This is a genomic window from Methylobacter sp. (genome assembly GCF_004322395.1).
Classification (GTDB): domain Bacteria; phylum Pseudomonadota; class Gammaproteobacteria; order Methylococcales; family Methylomonadaceae; genus Methylobacter_A.
The window spans coordinates 1-16,528 of sequence record NZ_SCTW01000136.1; the positions used below are offsets into that span (position 1 = coordinate 1).

Genomic DNA, 16,528 nt, shown 5'->3' on the forward strand with positions numbered 1-16,528 from the left:
GGCATCGTTTAAAAATTAAAGCCGCTGACATAGCGGATAAATCAGTGGAGACTTCCGAAGATTTTATAGCCAAAGCTAAAATGGTCGGGGAAGAACTAAAAGATGCTTACCATCGAGTCGGCAAGCGTTTAACCGATTAAGTTTTGTCTTTATCTGCATATAAAAAAATTTATTAGCTTAGTATACTTGCTCTTATTCAACGGAGTTCTGTTTGGCGTTTTGGCTGCTACATACAAATCGGCTTGCGGGAGATTCTTGCTAACATACCCTCTACCGGTACAGGAGAAATACCATGAGTTTTTCACGCTGGGCACTGTTGGCCGCCATTGGCGTTTTGATTGCGTCGTTTTTTATTTTTGATCTTCAAGACTATTTAACGCTGGAAACGCTGAAAGCGCAGCAAGCAGCCATCCAAACTTATCGTAGCGACCATCCGGGTTTGTCGGTTGCTATTTATATGCTGATTTATATTGCGGTGACCGGATTGTCTTTGCCGGGTGCAGCTCTTCTGACCTTGGCCGGCGGCGCGGTGTTCGGCTTGTTCTGGGGAACGCTGATTGTCTCTTTTGCTTCTACCATTGGTGCAACGCTGGCTTTTCTATCGGCTCGTTTTTTGTTTCGCGATCAGGTTAAAGCCCGGTTCGGCGACCGCCTGAATGTAATTAATAAAGGCGTGGACAAGGATGGTGCGCTGTATCTTTTTACCCTGAGATTGGTGCCGATATTTCCTTTTTTTGTTATTAATCTGGTTACGGGTTTAACAAATCTCAACACAAAGACTTTCTATTGGGTCAGTCAGGTCGGCATGTTGGCCGGTACAGTGGTTTATGTAAATGCCGGAACTCAGTTGGGTAAGCTGGAGTCATTGTCGGGTATTTTGTCTCCCGGCCTGATCGGTTCTTTTGCTTTATTGGGCATTTTTCCGCTGCTGGCCAGTAAAGTCGTCGAAGCGATTAAGGCGAACAAAGTGTATGCTTCCTTAATAAAGCCGAAACGTTTTGACAGTAACATCGTGGTGATAGGCGCGGGTTCAGGCGGTCTGGTTGCCGCTTACATTGCTGCGGCTGTCAAAGCCAAAGTTACTTTGGTTGAGAAACATAAAATGGGCGGCGACTGCCTGAACACCGGCTGTGTACCGTCTAAAGCCTTAATCCGTTCTGCCAGATTGCTGGCACAGATGCGCCGATCGGCCGATTTCGGCATCAAAAAAGCCGACGTCGAACTGGATTTTGCCGATGTGATGGACCGGGTGCAGACGGTTATTAAAACCGTCGAGCCTCACGATTCCGTGCAACGCTATACAGACCTTGGTGTGGAGGTTATCGAGGGTGAGGCCAAAATTATTTCACCTTGGGAAGTTCAGGTAATAAAAGCCGGGGATTCCCGGATTATTACCACGCGTTCCATCATCGTTGCCGCCGGCTCGAGCCCCTTGGTTCCGCCGATCCCCGGCATTGAGAGCATTGCTTATCTGACTTCCGATACTGTTTGGGAATTGCGCGAGCTGCCCCGGCGATTGGTTATACTCGGAGGCGGACCTATCGGCTGCGAGTTGGCGCAAAGCTTTGCCCGTTTAGGCAGTCAGGTTACTCAAGTCGAAATGGCATCGCGCTTATTAATCAAAGAAGATGCCGAGGTCTCGGAAGCAGTCATGACAAAGTTCCGCCTGGAAGGCATTAATGTGCTTATTGGTCATACGGCTAAAGGATTTATTATCGAAAACGGTGAAAAAATCCTGCTTGCCGAGCATGAAAATAAAGAGGTACGCATTCCTTTCGATCAAATATTATTAGCTATCGGCCGGGTAGCCAATATAAAAGGCTACGGCCTTGAACAGCTGGGCATTGAAACATCGGTCAGCCGTACTATTGAAATCAATGAATTTCAACAGACCAATTACCCAAACATATTCGCCTGCGGCGACGTATCCGGCCCGTTTCAGTTTACCCATACCGCCGCTCATCAGGCTTGGTATGCTTCGGTGAATGCGCTGTTCGGCAGTTTTATCAAATTTCGCACCGATTACTCGGCGATTCCCTGGGCTACCTTTACCGATCCTGAAGTTGGGCGGGTCGGGCTTAACGAACAGGATGCAAAGGCAAAAGGTATTGCTTATGAAGTCACTACCTACCTTATCGATGACCTGGATCGTGCGATTGCCGATAGCGTAGCGCACGGCTTCGTCAAAATATTAACCGTGCCGGGCAAAGATAAGATTCTCGGCGTGACTATCGTCGGTGAACACGCCGGCGAGTTAATCGCCGAGTTCGTGCTGGCGATGAAAAATAATATCGGCCTAAACAAGTTACTGGGTACCATTCATATTTATCCGACCTTATCCGAGGCTAACAAATACGCGGCTGGAGTGTGGAAGCGCAACCACGCACCGAAAGGCTTGCTGCGGTGTATTGCTCGTTATCATGAGTGGCGCAGAGGGTAAGTCTTATTGCATGAGTGTCCTAATTAAGTTCTGTACAGATGTTAAGTAGTCAGTCGAATTTAGACTGCATTAATACTTTTATTATTTAAGCTGTCGCTTCGCGACGTTATTTGAATCGGGTTCTCGCACCCGAAGGCGAGTTACTTTCTTTTGCGTCGCCTCGGCAACTGCTCCTGCGTTGCTCTACCTCCTGCATCCGTGCAGTCGAAAAGAAAGTAACCAAAGAAAAGGCGACCCGGATGCCGCTTGAATCACTCGACACATCCTTGTGCCTCGCCCTTCGGGTGCGATGCATGCAAATCGGCTGTCCTGCCGATTTGTCCTGCGCTCCTCGCTTTCGACGGGGGTTGCCAGAAGGGCCATCCGTGGCCCTCTGGCAACGCGCTGCATCCATGCAGCGCTCCCGGGCTATTCCCGCCGAAAGCTGCGGTGCTCAGCGCGGCATACGGGAGAAATACCGTCTGTGCATAACATCAGTTCCTTATTCGTTCTGAGTTTGTCGAAAGACATTTCATGTATGGCTTGAATCATTCGCACTTAGATAATCTCAACATGGGCGGCTTAAATCAATAATATTGGGTCGATCAAGGCAGATAAATCATTTGTATATTGATCCAATTTATTGCCGTCTAAAAATCTCAACTGCAATTTTTTGCAGCTGAATCAAGTATGATTTTCTCTGAGCCTCACATCAGAAGTCTGAAAATCAAAACCTTAGCAGTAGAGTTTTAACTGCGGTTGATACGTTACAACACCTCTGTATCGGTGCAAAACAACCAACCGGTTGTTTTGCACCTTAGCCGGCTATCTTTTTAGCTATGCAACAAAAAATAATACTCAAGAAATCATCAAGTTAAAAAATAAATTAGGTTGGCATGGTTTTGGCTTGTACCTCATTAAAATTTATTTGCAATTACGAGGGTTTGTATGAGTGAGTCGTCCCTTTCGGGGTTACCTAAGTCCGGTTTAGCCGGTTTAAAAGAAAACTGGCGGAGTGACTTGCTGTCCGGTTTTCTGGTTTTTCTTATTGCTTTGCCGTTGTGCTTGGGTATATCGATGGCTTCCGGATTTCCGCCATCGGCCGGCATTATCACGGCTATTATTGGGGGCGTACTGGTTTCGCGTATCAACGGATCGTTTATAACCATTAATGGCCCGGCTGCCGGGTTGATCGTGGTGGTACTCAGCGCGGTGCAGGAACTGGGAGAAGGCGACGCGATGGCCGGTTATCGTTATGCCTTGGCGGCTATCGTAGTTGCCAGTGTCATACAAATCTTAATGGGGGTATTCAAAGCCGGACGGTTGAGTTCGTTTTTCCCGGCATCGGTGGTGCATGGCATGTTGGCGGCTATCGGCATCATTATTATGGCCAAACAAATCCATGTCATGCTGGGTACTACGCCGGAAAAAGGCAGCAGCCTGTTTTCGACTATTGCACAAATTCCGCATAGCCTTATGGATCCCAATCATGAAATTGCCATTATCGGTTTTACCGGGCTAGCGATATTGATTATTTGGTCAGTAGTAAAAAATCCAATTTTAAAAATGGTTCCGGCGCCGCTTATTGTGGTGTTGGCCGGGATGGGCTTGGCGCGGTATTTCGATCTGGAACATGAACACATGTATTTGTTCCTGCCGGATGCGCATTTTTTACCGCATCATGAAGAAACTGTCGGACCGAAATTTTTGGTCGCGATTTCTGAAAATTTTATGTCCAGTTTTTATTTTCCCGATTTTTCGAAATTCGCCACCGCAGAGTTCTGGGAAGCCGTGGTTAGTATCAGCTTGGTCGGCAGCCTGGAGAGTTTGCTTAGCGCGATGGCGGTCGACAAACTGGATCCGTATAAACGTCATTCCAATCTTGACCGTGATTTAACCGCAGTCGGCGTCGGTAATTTGATGGCTGGTTTAATCGGCGGCTTGCCGATGATTGCGGAGATCGTACGTAGTTCGGCTAACGTGAACAATGGGGCAAAAACCCAATGGTCTAACTTCTTTCACGGCGTTTTTATGTTGTTGTTCGTGGTGTTGTTTCCTCGGTTGATTCATAGCATTCCATTAGCTGCGCTGGCCGCATTGCTGGTCTATACCGGTTTTCGCCTGGCTTCGCCGAAAGAGTTCGCTAAAGTCATGGGCGTCGGCAAAGAACAATTGTTTATGTTCGTGGTGACGATTATCGGAGTGTTGGCGACCGATTTATTGGTCGGTGTCGGTATCGGCATTTTAACCAAGTTTGCTATCCATATGCTGCGTGGTGTCAGACCGAACAATCTATTTAAAATTCATTTTGTTATTGAACCGAAAGATATTGATTCTGTTGTGGTCTCGATAGTTGGTGCGGCGATTTTCTCTAACTTTATGTCATTGAAGGCTGCTTTAGTTAATCTGGAGAACGGCAAAACGGTTATCTTTCAATTGAACAATGCGTACCTGATCGACCATACCGTGATGGAATTTATCCATAATTTTCAGCATAACTATGAAGGGCTGGGCGGGCAATGCAAGTTTTTAGGGATGGAATATCATGATACTTTCTCTGAACATCCCTTGGCAGTACGCAGAATGAAGCGAAATAACATGAGCCGCCGTAAAAGCGATCATTATGGGCTGTAGGAGTATCCCTAAAGCTGGAGTGCAGGCTTTGCTGCTTGCAAATTTCGATATATTGCCAACAGGCAAGCAGAGCTTGCACTCCTGTTATACGGCCAATGGTAATGGCACGGTAGCAGTGTGTCGAAGCGTATTTACCAACTAGAGTGAGAATTCCATGATTCTTGTATTAGCTTATAGCGCTGTTCTGCTAAGTTTTTTTTCCGGTTTGCTGGGCCTGATGATGAATCAGCGCCTGTATATACTGAAGTTTAGCCAGTACTGGTTTAAGAAAATCCCGAAAGACAGTGAGCGTTATCAATCCCTGATTGCACCCTGTCTGGAAGAAAAGCATTTTCCTTTTTTATTGCGGAAAGCGGTGTTTGTGTTATTGGGTTTATCCGGCGTGTTCGCAATATTGGCCGGGTTGAGCGTTTTGATCGGTAAGGAGGTAGTTACCGATCAACTCAGTTTAGGGTTGCCGTGGCTGCCCTGGCATGTTCGTTTCGATTGCTTGTCAGGTTTTTTCTTTTTAATCATAGGTATTGCTGTAAGCTCAGTTAGCCTTTATGGGCCGGGCTATGTGAATAGTTACGATGAAAGCCAGCATCCTTTTGCAATTTTGGGTTTGTTTACCGGCCTGTTTGTTGCCGGGATGCTGCTGGTGCTGTTGGCTGATGACGCGTTCTTTTTCATGATTGCTTGGGAATTGATGTCGGTTGCCAGCTATTTTCTGGTGGCGTTCCAGCATGAAAATGCTGCTAATCGCAGTGCGGCTTTTATCTATTTGTTGATGGCCGAAGTCGGTGCATTAGCCATTATTTTGGGTTTTGGCGTACTGGCCGGTTTCTCGGACGGTTTTACCTTTGATGCGTTGCGTAAGGCGGACTTGTCAACCACCTGGGCAAGCATTGCCTTTATGTGGGCACTGTTGGGCTTCGGCATGAAGGCCGGAATTGTACCTGTACATGTCTGGCTGCCGGAAGCGCATCCGGTTGCGCCTTCGCATATTTCCGCGTTGATGAGCGGAGTCATGCTTAAAGTCGCACTCTATGGACTAATTCGTTTTTGCTTCGACTTGCTCGGCGATGTGCATTGGCAATGGGGCGTAGTATTGCTGATACTGGGCACCGTCTCGGCACTAGGCGGTATTTTATATGCGATGATGCAGACTAATTTGAAACGGCTTTTGGCTTACAGTTCGGTTGAAAACATCGGCATCATTTTTATGGTGCTGGGGCTGTCGATGATCTTCATGGCAAACGGCCATCCGCAACTGGCGGCGCTGGGTTTGTTGGCGGTGTTGTTTCATGCTTTCAATCATGCATTGTTCAAGAATTTGCTGTTTTTGGGAGCTGGGATTATCCATCATCAAACCCATCAGTTAAATATCGACATGATGGGGGGGCTGATTAAAAAGATGCCGAAAACCAGTATGCTGTTTTTAATCGGTTGCATGAGCATTTCTTCATTACCGTTGTTTAACGGTTTCGTTTCGGAATGGCTGGCTTTTCAGACCGCTTTGCAGGTCGATGTACTGGACAATGGGGTATTGCGCAGTTTGATACCGGTCGCCGCCGCTGCATTGGCACTGACGGCCGCATTGGCCGCTGCCTGTTTTGTTAAAGTATTCGGCTTGATCTTTTTGGGATTGCCCCGTTCGCATCATTGCGAAAAAGCACATGAAATTCAGGATAAGGGCATGTTGGCCGGTTCTTCGTTACTGGCCGGTTTGTGCTTTTTGTTTGGGATTTTCCCAAGCCTGATAATCAACTTGCTTAATAGCGTTGCCGGGCAATTATTAGGCGAGACTTTGCCGAATGACGCCGCTCTGAGTTGGTTATGGTTGGCCCCGGTATCTATCAACCACGCTTCTTATTCTCCGCCATTGGTACTGATCGGGGCGCTGATTGCCGGTTGCGTCAGTTTTTGGTATTTGCGCCGTAGTCCGTCTACAGTCATACGTAGAGCCGAAACCTGGGATTGCGGTTTTGGCGGATTAACGCACCGTATGCAATACAGCAGCAGCGCATTTACCATGCCTTTCCGGCGGATTTTCGCCAAAGTCTGGATTATTGACGAACAGATCGACAAAGACATGCAAGGCGCAATGGATCAGGATGTGGCGGCGGTTCATTATCATTTGCGGATTCAGGATCACAGTTGGCCGCGTTTGTATCATCCGATAGAACGAGGGGTAAACAACGTAGCCAAACTGGTGGGGCGTATTCAAACCGGAAATATCCGCGTCTACCTTGGCTATTCGTTTGTGACGTTAATTATTATGTTATGGATGGTTAGCTGATGAATTGGTTAATAGCTATTTTACAAATCACGCTGTTTGTCGTGTTGGCGCCGTTACTGGCGGGCTGGATCAAATGCTGCAAATGCCGGTTACAAAACCGCAAAGCGCCTTCTGTGTTCCAGCCTTACCGGGATTTGCTTAAATTAACCTGTAAACAGCCGGTAGTCTCGGAGCAGGCTTCGTGGGTATTTACCAAAGCACCGTACATTATTTTTTCGGCCACGGTGCTGGCAGCATCTGTTGTCCCTTTGATTGCCGTCGATTTGCCGACCTCGGCCAGCGCCGATGTAATCGTGATGGTAGGTTTTTTTGCCTTTGCCCGGTTTTTCCTAGCGCTGGCCGGACTGGACATTGGTACTGCATTCGGCGGCATGGGTTCATCGCGGGAAATGACTATTTCGTCGCTGGCGGAGCCTGCGATGTTGATGGCTATTTTTACGCTGACCATGACCGCATCAACGACTAATTTGTCGTTTGCTATAACTCATGTGCTCAATGAAGGCTTGGTTTTGCGGCCTTCATTTGTATTTGCTTTAGCGGCTTTAACATTGGTTGCCATCGCAGAAACAGGGCGCATTCCGGTAGATAATCCGGCGACGCATCTGGAACTGACCATGATTCATGAAGCAATGATTCTTGAATACAGCGGCCGACACTTGGCATTGATTGAGTGGGCAAGCCAGTTGAAACTGATGTTGTATGGTGTATTGATTGCCAATATCTTTTTTCCTTGGGGCATTGCTGAAACCTTTAACCTTCAAGCGTTAGGCTATGGCTTGTTGGTTATTATGGGCAAACTTGCTTTATTGGCGGTTTTTTTGGCGATAGCGGAAACGCTGGTTGCAAAAATGCGCCTTTTTAGAGTGCAGGAATTTCTAAGTTTTGCCTACTTGTTAGGGCTGTTGGGGATGCTGAGCCATATTATTTTGGAGGCGGTGAGATGATTAAGGCAAAAGGCAACACACAAAGCACGAAAATAATCGGAGAAGAATCTACCAAAAGAATCGTCCACGAAAGACACGAAAAGCACGAAAAAACCGGTAACACGATTATTTTTGCTGTTTTTTTTCGTGTCTTTTGTGTTTTTCGTGGACAAATCGCCTTTAGCTTTTTGGGATATTGCTTATGAATATCGAGCAACTGGATTTTTATACCCAGGCCATTTTATCGTTGGCCGCATTGGTTGGGCTGACTTCGTTCCTTATGTTAGGACAGGGGCGGCTGCTGCGGCTGATTTTTGTGTTTGCGATGCAGGGTTTTTTATTAACTCTGACCACGGCATTGGCGGCATACAGCTTGAATAACCATCATCTATATATTTCAGCCGTGCTGACTTTGGTGTTGAAAGTCATTTTTATTCCGTGGATGCTAAGGCGGCAGGTTTTGCAAATGAATATGCATCGGGATATTGAAGCCTTAAAAAATAACACTGCGGTGATGCTGGGCGGAGCCAGTTTGATGGTGTTCAGTTATTACGTATTGCATCCTATTGTGCAGTCCTCATCTGTGGTTATGTTGAATGCGTTGGCAGTCAGTCTTTCCGTGGTGTTGCTGGGCATGCTGCTGATGATTTCGCATCGGCAGGCTATCGCGCATGTGGTCGGGTTTATGTCGATAGAAAACGGCTTGTTTTTCGCGGCCATTGTCGCAACCAACGGCATGCCGATGGTGGTTGAGCTGGGAGTTGCGTTCGACGTATTGGTCGCTGCGGTACTGTTCGGCATATTTTTCCTGCATATACGCACCAGTATCGATTCGCTGGATGTCGATCTGTTAAACAAGTTACATGAGGTGGAAAAATGATTGCCGCTTATTTGGTCTTACTAATACCGTTAGTCGGCATAGTATTTTTTGCACTGTCGGGGCACAAGGAAGAGACCGGAAAGCTAAATGTTCGGTTTAACGCCGTGTGTTTACTGGCGACTATTTGGCTGGCGATTAACGTGCTTAACCAAGGTACGATTATTTCATCAGGCGGGGCTTTTTTAATCGACCCGTTTAATGTGTATTTGATTGTGTTGACTGCTTTTGTCGGTCTCACTACATCGATATTTTCGTCGCCTTATATGGAGCATGAAAAAGAAATCGGCAAGCTCAGCGATACCCGCTTAAAGCTTTACCATTCGATGTACCAGGGTTTTATGCTGGCGATGTATTTGGTGTTGACCACCAATAATATGGGCATCATGTGGGTGGCAATGGAAGGCGCGACGCTGGCAACTGTGTTGTTGGTCAGTTTGTATCGTACCCCGGAGTCTATTGAGGCGGCTTGGAAGTACTTTATTCTCTGCGGCGTGGGTATTGCCCAGGCGCTGTTCGGCACCATTTTGCTGTATTACGCGGCGGTGCAGATCGGCGATGGGGAAAATGCCTTGCTGTGGTCGGTACTTTATGAAAATGCGACCAAATTGAATCCGGAAATTCTTGAGATCGGCTTTGTTTTTATGCTGATCGGATACGGCACAAAAATCGGCTTGGTGCCTTTGCATAACTGGCTGCCCGACGCTCATTCCGAAGGCCCGACGCCGATGTCTGCGGTATTATCCGGATTGTTGTTAAACGACGCTTTGTATGCCGTAGTACGCAATAAAATGCTGGTGGATGGCGCGACGCATTCTAGTATGGCCGGCTATTTAATGATGGGTTTCGGCATGGTGTCGTTTCTGGTAGCCGCGATACTATTGCACCGGCAAAAAGATATTAAAAGGCTGTTCAGTTACTCATCCATTGAACACATGGGACTAATGACTTTTTCATTTGGTATCGGCGGGCCGTTGGCCACTTTCGCGGCCTTGTTGCATATGACCGTGCATTCACTGACCAAGTCGGCCATCTTCGTGACGGTAGGTCATGCAGCGCAAGTTGCCGGAACCCAAAAAATCGACCAGATACGCGGCTTGATTAAAACTCAGCCCAAAATCGGCTGGGGCTTGTTGATCGGCACTATCTCCATTGCCGGATTTCCTCCATTCGGCGTGTTCACCAGCGAGTTTCTGGTGCTGCTGGCTACCATGGACAGTTATCCCTGGTTGACGCCGTTGCTGTTGCTGGGCATAGGCATCGCTTTTGCCGGATTGTTCCGGCATATACAGCCGATGGTTTATGGAGATAAACCTGAAGGCCAGAATCCGATTACTGCGAATTTATGGCCGGTTACGATACATCTGGCGTTAGTGCTTTGGCTGGGTCTGGCTATTCCAGGCTTTCTGGCGCACTGGTTTTCGCAGGCGACATTATTGATCTCCGGGAGTACGCCGTTATGAGTTCTTCAAACTGGACTGCGGATTTTTTAGCCCGGCTGAGCGCGGGTATGGCTGTTGCAGAGATCGAATTATCCTCCGTAAAACTATGGCAAATCGAAAGCCATGCATGGCAACGGTTTGCTGAGCTGGCTATGCAGCAAAAACTGCGTTGGGCGGCCGGATGGGCGGAACACGTTCAAAACCGGTTCTTCATCAACGCCTGTTTTGAAAAACAAGGCGAGTATATCTTGCTGCGCACGATTATTGACGATTCAAATCCGGAATTGCCGAGCCAAGCCACGGTTTATCCGGCTGCCAACCGTAGCGAGCGTCATACTCAGGATATGTTCGGGATTAGGTTTATCGGTCATCCTGATAACAGGCGCTGGACGCGTCATCAAGCCTGGATTGAAAATAGCTATCCGTTACGAAAAGACTTTCCTGTTCAAGGTATGCCGGTAGGCATCACGCCGCCCGATATGCACTATCCGTTTATTAAATCCCACGGCGCGGGTACATATGAAATTCCGGTAGGCCCGGTGCATGCCGGTATCATTGAACCCGGACATTTCAGGTTCCAGGCTGTTGGCGAACTGATTTTAAATCTGGAAGAACGTTTGGGTTACGTGCATAAAGGCATAGAAAAAATTGCAGAGGGCAGGGAGCCCGAATCCTTAGCCAGACTGGCGGGACGCGTTTCCGGCGATACCACGGTCGGGCATTGCTGGGCGGCTTGTATGGCAATGGAATGGGCGGCGGGCATTACCGTTCCGCCTCGAGCCTCATTCATTCGCGGCATTCTGGCGGAACGGGAACGCGTCGCCAATCATATGGGCGATATTGGCGCTATCTGTAACGATGTCGCTTTTGTGTTCGCGCAAATGCAGTTTACCCGTTTGCGCGAGCTTTGGCTGCGCACCAATGCAACGGTTTTCGGTCATCGCCTGTTAATGGATCGCATTATTCCAGGCGGCGTTGCATGCGATTTGTCAGATGAATCCTGTACGCTGATCAAGAAAGAGATTGTTGAATTAAGAAAAGAACTGGATGAGGTCATACTCGCAATTGATCTTAATTCTTCGTTGGAAGATAGGCTATATACGGCCGGGTTTCTGTCCGAAGAAATCGCCGCGGCATTTGGAACTCTAGGGTATGTCGGCCGTGCCAGCGGTCAGGATAAGGACGTGCGCCGTGACGCGCCTTATGCGCCTTACGATCAAGCCACGGTTAAAGTCGGCGTGGAAAATCAGGGCGATATTGCCTCCAGATTATGGGTAAGGTACAAGGAAATCAGGGCCGCTTTACGTTTGATAGAAGGTTTTATCGATCAACTCGTTGCCGGCGATATACGTTCTGAATGGAGAATACCGCCGGCCGGCAGTGAAGGGCTGGGGATTGTCGAGGGTTGGCGCGGCGAAATTATCTGCCATATTCGCTTCGATGCGGATAACAAAATCGCCCGTTTTTATCCGCGCGACCCGAGTCAATTGAATTGGCCTGCGCTGGAGAAACTGGTGTTGAATAATATCGTGCCGGATTTTCCTGTATGCAACAAATCTCTGAATGGCTCCTATTCGGGCAATGATTTATAGGAAAGGAAAATGCTGAGAATTTTTAAAAAAATCCTGACTACGGGTGTTGTTACAGAGCGTTTTAAAACTCCGAAAGATGATGAGCTTGAGCAACTGGGTATTGAGATTAAGCGTCACATAGACAAGAGGTTTTCCGGCAGTATTGCAATACGTCAAGTCGATGCCGGTTCTTGTAACGGTTGCGAACTGGAAATTCACGCGTTAAATAATCCTTTTTACGATATTGAACGTTTTGGCGTTCATTTTGTAGCCTCGCCAAGACATGCCGACGTATTATTGGTTACAGGGCCGGTTTCACGGCATATGCAGACCGCGCTGCTACGCACTTATGAAGCGACGCCTAACCCTAAATGGGTGGTCGCAGCCGGTGATTGCGCTGTCTGCGGCGGTGAATTCGGCGTGTCTTATGCCAGTTGCGGAGCGGTATCCAATGTTATTCCTGTCGATTTAGTGATTCCAGGTTGCCCGCCTACACCTTTGGCGTTGATGAAAGGATTGCTGGGTTTGATGAAAGTTTCAGCTTAAATCTGTCTAGTCAGTGTTACCTAAGTTATCAGGAAAAATTCTATTTTCTTGCGGCTGTTCCAAGTCTAGTAGGGCGTGCTGCGCGCGCCTTTGGAGTTAAGCACGCATAGAACGTCCTTCACATATAGAACAAAGCGCAATATCAATCATACGTAATAGAGTAGTGCTTTAAGAACGCACAACATCACAAAGGAAAAATGATGAAGAAAAAAATAAAAATATGGGGAATCACCTTGCTGCTTCTGGGCTCTGCCAGTATGGCCTGTATAGCAGACGACTTGCTTCAGGATGCCGGTAGCTGGATGCAGGTCGTAGGGGAGGGCAGCCTGAAAGTCGTGAACCCTAAATTGGAAAAAGGGCGTATCTGGCTGGAAGGCCAATCCCGGTTCGATGACAACTGGAATCATTGGTATCAAGGCATGGTGCGTACAGCGGTAGGCTATTCGCTCAGTGACCGGGCCACCATTTGGGCAGGTTACACTTGGTTACCTACTCAAAATGTTGGGAGAAGTTATGTTTCCCAGCAAGATGTTTGGCCCGCATTTCGTTATGTACTGCCCACCGATATAGGAACGTTCAGCTTTAGAACTATGGTCGAAACTAACTTCATAAAAGGCGATGACGTACGTGTCAGGCCGCGCCAGATGCTTCGTTTTATGCATCCTCTGGAGTTTGAGCCGCGTTTAAGTCTGATTGCCTGGGATGAGTTTTTCATTCGAGTCAACTCAACCAAATTCGGCGGCAAGTCCGGTTTCGATCAGAACCGTGCATTTGCAGGTCTTGGCTGGACATTCAACAAAAGCTTTCGAGCAGAAGCCGGTTATCTCAACCAGTATCTGGATGATGCCACCCACACTAACAACACCATGCATCATTTGATTATGGGATCGTTGTTTATCAACTTTTAATCTCGTTAAGTCCGTCTGCGAAAAGCCGGGCGGATTTTTATATGCGAGGTTGATTTTTTTATCTCATCCCAATATTTGGCGGTATCGTGAAAGGGACTTTGTTTAAACCGCTTTAAAGCGGCTCAAAATTAATCCGGATTTGGTATGGATCTAGATCCTTAAACTCGACAGACCTCTAAAATCTGTTTTATGCTACTGGCTGGAAATGGCTGATGTGAAACGAGATATTCGTTAACAAAGCTGCCCTTGATGAAACGCTGGCAGTTCGTCAGGTCGAATATCCCCACCATCGTCGATCAGGATCGTGTACAAAACGCCTGTCCAGACTGCTCCACTTTAAATTCTTTCGCTCAGCCGCAGTTAACAAACTGATGCAGATGATTTGCAAAGGTCAAATGATCGTTGCAGAAGAAAAATCAGATGTCTTTTACAGAGCAATTTCATGAACTGGCTGAATAAATCCGCCAGATAAAAGTTTAGATATATATGTGCGGCCAGAATATGTGCTTTTGCGGTTAATGCGGCAGAGTCACTCAGGGTTTGGTCAGCGTTTTTTATCATTACTTTAACGGAGGAAATGATCATGAACAGACATGTAAAAATAAGAATTGCAAAGGTTGTGGCGATACTCGTATTTGTATTCGCAGGCTTATATTTTTTCAGGTTAACTCAGGATATGAAGAATGGTGCATTACACGTTACCAACGCGGGCGTAGACAATAGCACCTGCGGCAATCGTGATAATCCTTGCCGCTCAATTAGCCAAGCCATTGCTAACGCCAAAACCGGAGATACTATCGAAGTAGGGCCAGGACGCTATGGCGACTTGAACAGGAACGGTATGTTTGGCGAGCCCGGAGAAGAACTCGCAAAAGACTTAGGCATGATTGATGTAGACAAGCCTGTGACGCTTATCTCAAGCGACGGTCCTTTTATGACAGTGCTGGACGCGGATGGCGCTAGCTTGAGCGCGGTATCCATTACGGCTAATGACGTCGTATTCGGTCAGCCGAAGCACGGTTTTTTGATTGTCGGCGCAAAAGCTAATGGGCTTAGTACCGCTACCATATCCAATGTAACTGTAGCAGGCAACATCGCCCTTGCCAATGGTCAGGGCGGACTCGTGGTCAACGGCAACGCCAACTTGCTCCATGGTAACTTCGCGAGCGGGAACCTTGCCGCGGGGATTGCTGTCTTCGGCAGCGAAAACGAAGTCCGTAATAACATAGCCAACAGTAATGGTTCTGAAGGTTTTGTCATAGTTGGCGCTAAACACTTGATACGCAACAACGGGGCCGGCAATAATGCCACGGGTTTTGGGATCCAGGGTACCGATATTCGGTTTCTACGAAACGCCGCGCTAGGTAATAAATTTTTTGGAATTAGCGTGGCAACGCAGGGGACCAGCGCTACAATCAGCCAGAGCAACATTTACGGGAACAATAACGTCCCTCTTAACGACCTAACTAACTGCGGTATTCAGAATCTGTCGGGAAGCACTATCATCGCCACCGGCAACTTCTGGGGTATGTCCAGCGGGCCGGGGGCTGATCCTGCTGATAATGCCGGTAGCGGCAGCGGTTGCGATGTTGAAGGCAGTAACACAACTGTCGTGCCGTTTGCCTCCGAGCTATTCAATCTCAAGTAGTCTTGAATAGGAGGTCTGGAATCAATGGAGTGCAGGATGACTGTTCGCGATAGGTAACTGATGTTTTGGAAATAATCGGATTTACCAAATTTTGTACATTGAATGTTGAAAAAAATAAGGCCGCTTCCGGGATTATCAGATTGATGGACGTGCTTAGATCTTATCTATATCACAAAAAAAACCTCCCAGTGCCATAAGCAAAGGGAGGAAAAATGTTACAGACACTGGATAGTTCTGAACTTTCACAATACGAGGAGGTATATGAAACTTTTGGAGATCGGCTTGGACCTCAGGGCAAGTTTGCTAGAAAACAACGCTTGCAAATAACAGTTGAGTAAAATATATGGCCCCAATTTACTAATATAGAAATGGTCATAATGGGTGGCCCTTCATTGAAAAAAGATTATACGGATGTATCATTACGTCTACAATATAGCTTTAAATTAATAGATTGTTTCTATTTTGTTGATAGTATTTAAAAAATGCATATTTTTGCTTAAGTTTACAAGGACAGGTTCATTTGCATTCTTGGCGTAATATGTAGATGTCGAATATCGACGATCCACGGATTTATGTGACTCATCAAATAGTATTTAATCGCTTAAGCTTCATAAGTAACGCTACTAATTGTACAAATAATTAGCCCCCTTTATCCTGTGACTGCTTTAAACATACAACTAAATTTTAGGTTGGATTGGTTTGGCATGAATTGACAAGAGATTTAGTTTTTCTGGCTTTTGTCGTTTGATTTCTTTTCATAAAGATTATCACCCATACTTAAATGAGGACAAAATCATGAAAAAATTAGCATTAATATGTGCAAGTTTATTGTTATTTCTAAGTACTACAGTTTTTGCTGAAGAACATGCCTACACAGCAATTGAACACGCCAGTGCTGCATTAGCACAAGGTAAAGCAGATAAGGCGCCAGCATTAGTTCAGCATGCAGAACAAGCATTAGAACATGCAAAAATGGCCGAAAGTGTGGCTCAAGGCCACTCAAAAACCCAAATGCAATCCGCCGTGAAATCTTTGGAAAAAGCTATCAGCCAAGGTAAAACCGGAGATGCAAAATCGGCCACCGAATCAACCCAAGAGGCGTTGGGGTTTCTCCAAGCCGGTAACAAATAATTTCCATAAAATAATTTCCGTATTCCAGGGAAGGGCGGAAATATTCCGCCCTTTTTTATGCTCTATATTAATTAAATAGTCGCAACGCGAAAATTTATAGATAATTAAGCTGTTACAACTTAACTCGAACGCTCTCAATTACTTTAGA

General features: G+C 46.8%; 11 protein-coding genes. All 11 read left to right on the forward strand.

The genetic code is table 11. The features are described 5' to 3' along the window. The first annotated feature begins 292 nt into the window (after positions 1-292). The 11 genes from EPO18_RS18130 (at position 293) to smbP (ending at position 16,380) form a co-directional block, all read left to right on the forward strand. Positions 293-2,440 carry an FAD-dependent oxidoreductase gene (locus EPO18_RS18130; RefSeq protein WP_292435810.1) on the forward strand — a complete coding sequence of 716 codons (2,148 nt, stop codon included), beginning with the start codon at positions 293-295 and terminating at the stop codon, positions 2,438-2,440. A gap of 927 nt (positions 2,441-3,367) precedes the next feature. After that, the gene (locus EPO18_RS18135; RefSeq protein WP_292435812.1) at positions 3,368-5,053 is read left to right on the forward strand and encodes a SulP family inorganic anion transporter; all 1,686 of its coding nucleotides are present in this window, start codon (positions 3,368-3,370) and stop codon (positions 5,051-5,053) included. A gap of 154 nt (positions 5,054-5,207) precedes the next feature. Continuing rightward, entirely contained in the window at positions 5,208-7,334 is a 2,127-nt protein-coding gene (gene hyfB / locus EPO18_RS18140; RefSeq protein WP_292435814.1) for a hydrogenase 4 subunit B, read from the forward strand. Continuing rightward, positions 7,334-8,278, forward strand: coding sequence for a respiratory chain complex I subunit 1 family protein (locus EPO18_RS18145; RefSeq protein ID WP_292435816.1), 945 nt, complete (start codon positions 7,334-7,336; stop codon positions 8,276-8,278). The genes hyfB and EPO18_RS18145 overlap by 1 nt, the downstream gene beginning before the upstream one ends. Before the next feature lie 181 nt (positions 8,279-8,459). Then, on the forward strand, positions 8,460-9,137 hold the full coding sequence (locus EPO18_RS18150; RefSeq protein ID WP_292435818.1) for a formate hydrogenlyase: 678 nt from the start codon (positions 8,460-8,462) through the stop codon (positions 9,135-9,137). Continuing rightward, on the forward strand, positions 9,134-10,597 hold the full coding sequence (locus tag EPO18_RS18155; RefSeq protein WP_292435821.1) for a hydrogenase 4 subunit F: 1,464 nt from the start codon (positions 9,134-9,136) through the stop codon (positions 10,595-10,597). Before EPO18_RS18150 ends, EPO18_RS18155 begins: the two co-directional genes overlap by 4 nt. After that, positions 10,594-12,168 carry a hydrogenase large subunit gene (locus EPO18_RS18160; protein WP_292435823.1) on the forward strand — a complete coding sequence of 525 codons (1,575 nt, stop codon included), beginning with the start codon at positions 10,594-10,596 and terminating at the stop codon, positions 12,166-12,168. The genes EPO18_RS18155 and EPO18_RS18160 overlap by 4 nt, the downstream gene beginning before the upstream one ends. 9 nt (positions 12,169-12,177) lie before the next feature. Beyond that, complete coding sequence (locus EPO18_RS18165; protein WP_292435826.1) at positions 12,178-12,693, forward strand: NADH-quinone oxidoreductase subunit B family protein; 516 nt, start codon at positions 12,178-12,180, stop codon at positions 12,691-12,693. Between the two features lie 200 nt (positions 12,694-12,893). Further along, positions 12,894-13,601, forward strand: a complete 708-nt coding sequence (locus EPO18_RS18170; RefSeq protein ID WP_292435828.1) for a DUF2490 domain-containing protein — start codon at positions 12,894-12,896, stop codon at positions 13,599-13,601. Positions 13,602-14,184: 583 nt separating this feature from the next. Further along, on the forward strand, positions 14,185-15,249 hold the full coding sequence (locus EPO18_RS18175) for a right-handed parallel beta-helix repeat-containing protein (protein ID WP_292435831.1): 1,065 nt from the start codon (positions 14,185-14,187) through the stop codon (positions 15,247-15,249). A gap of 795 nt (positions 15,250-16,044) precedes the next feature. Then, positions 16,045-16,380, forward strand: a complete 336-nt coding sequence (gene smbP, locus EPO18_RS18180) for a small metal-binding protein SmbP (protein ID WP_292435833.1) — start codon at positions 16,045-16,047, stop codon at positions 16,378-16,380. Positions 16,381-16,528: the final 148 nt, after the last annotated feature.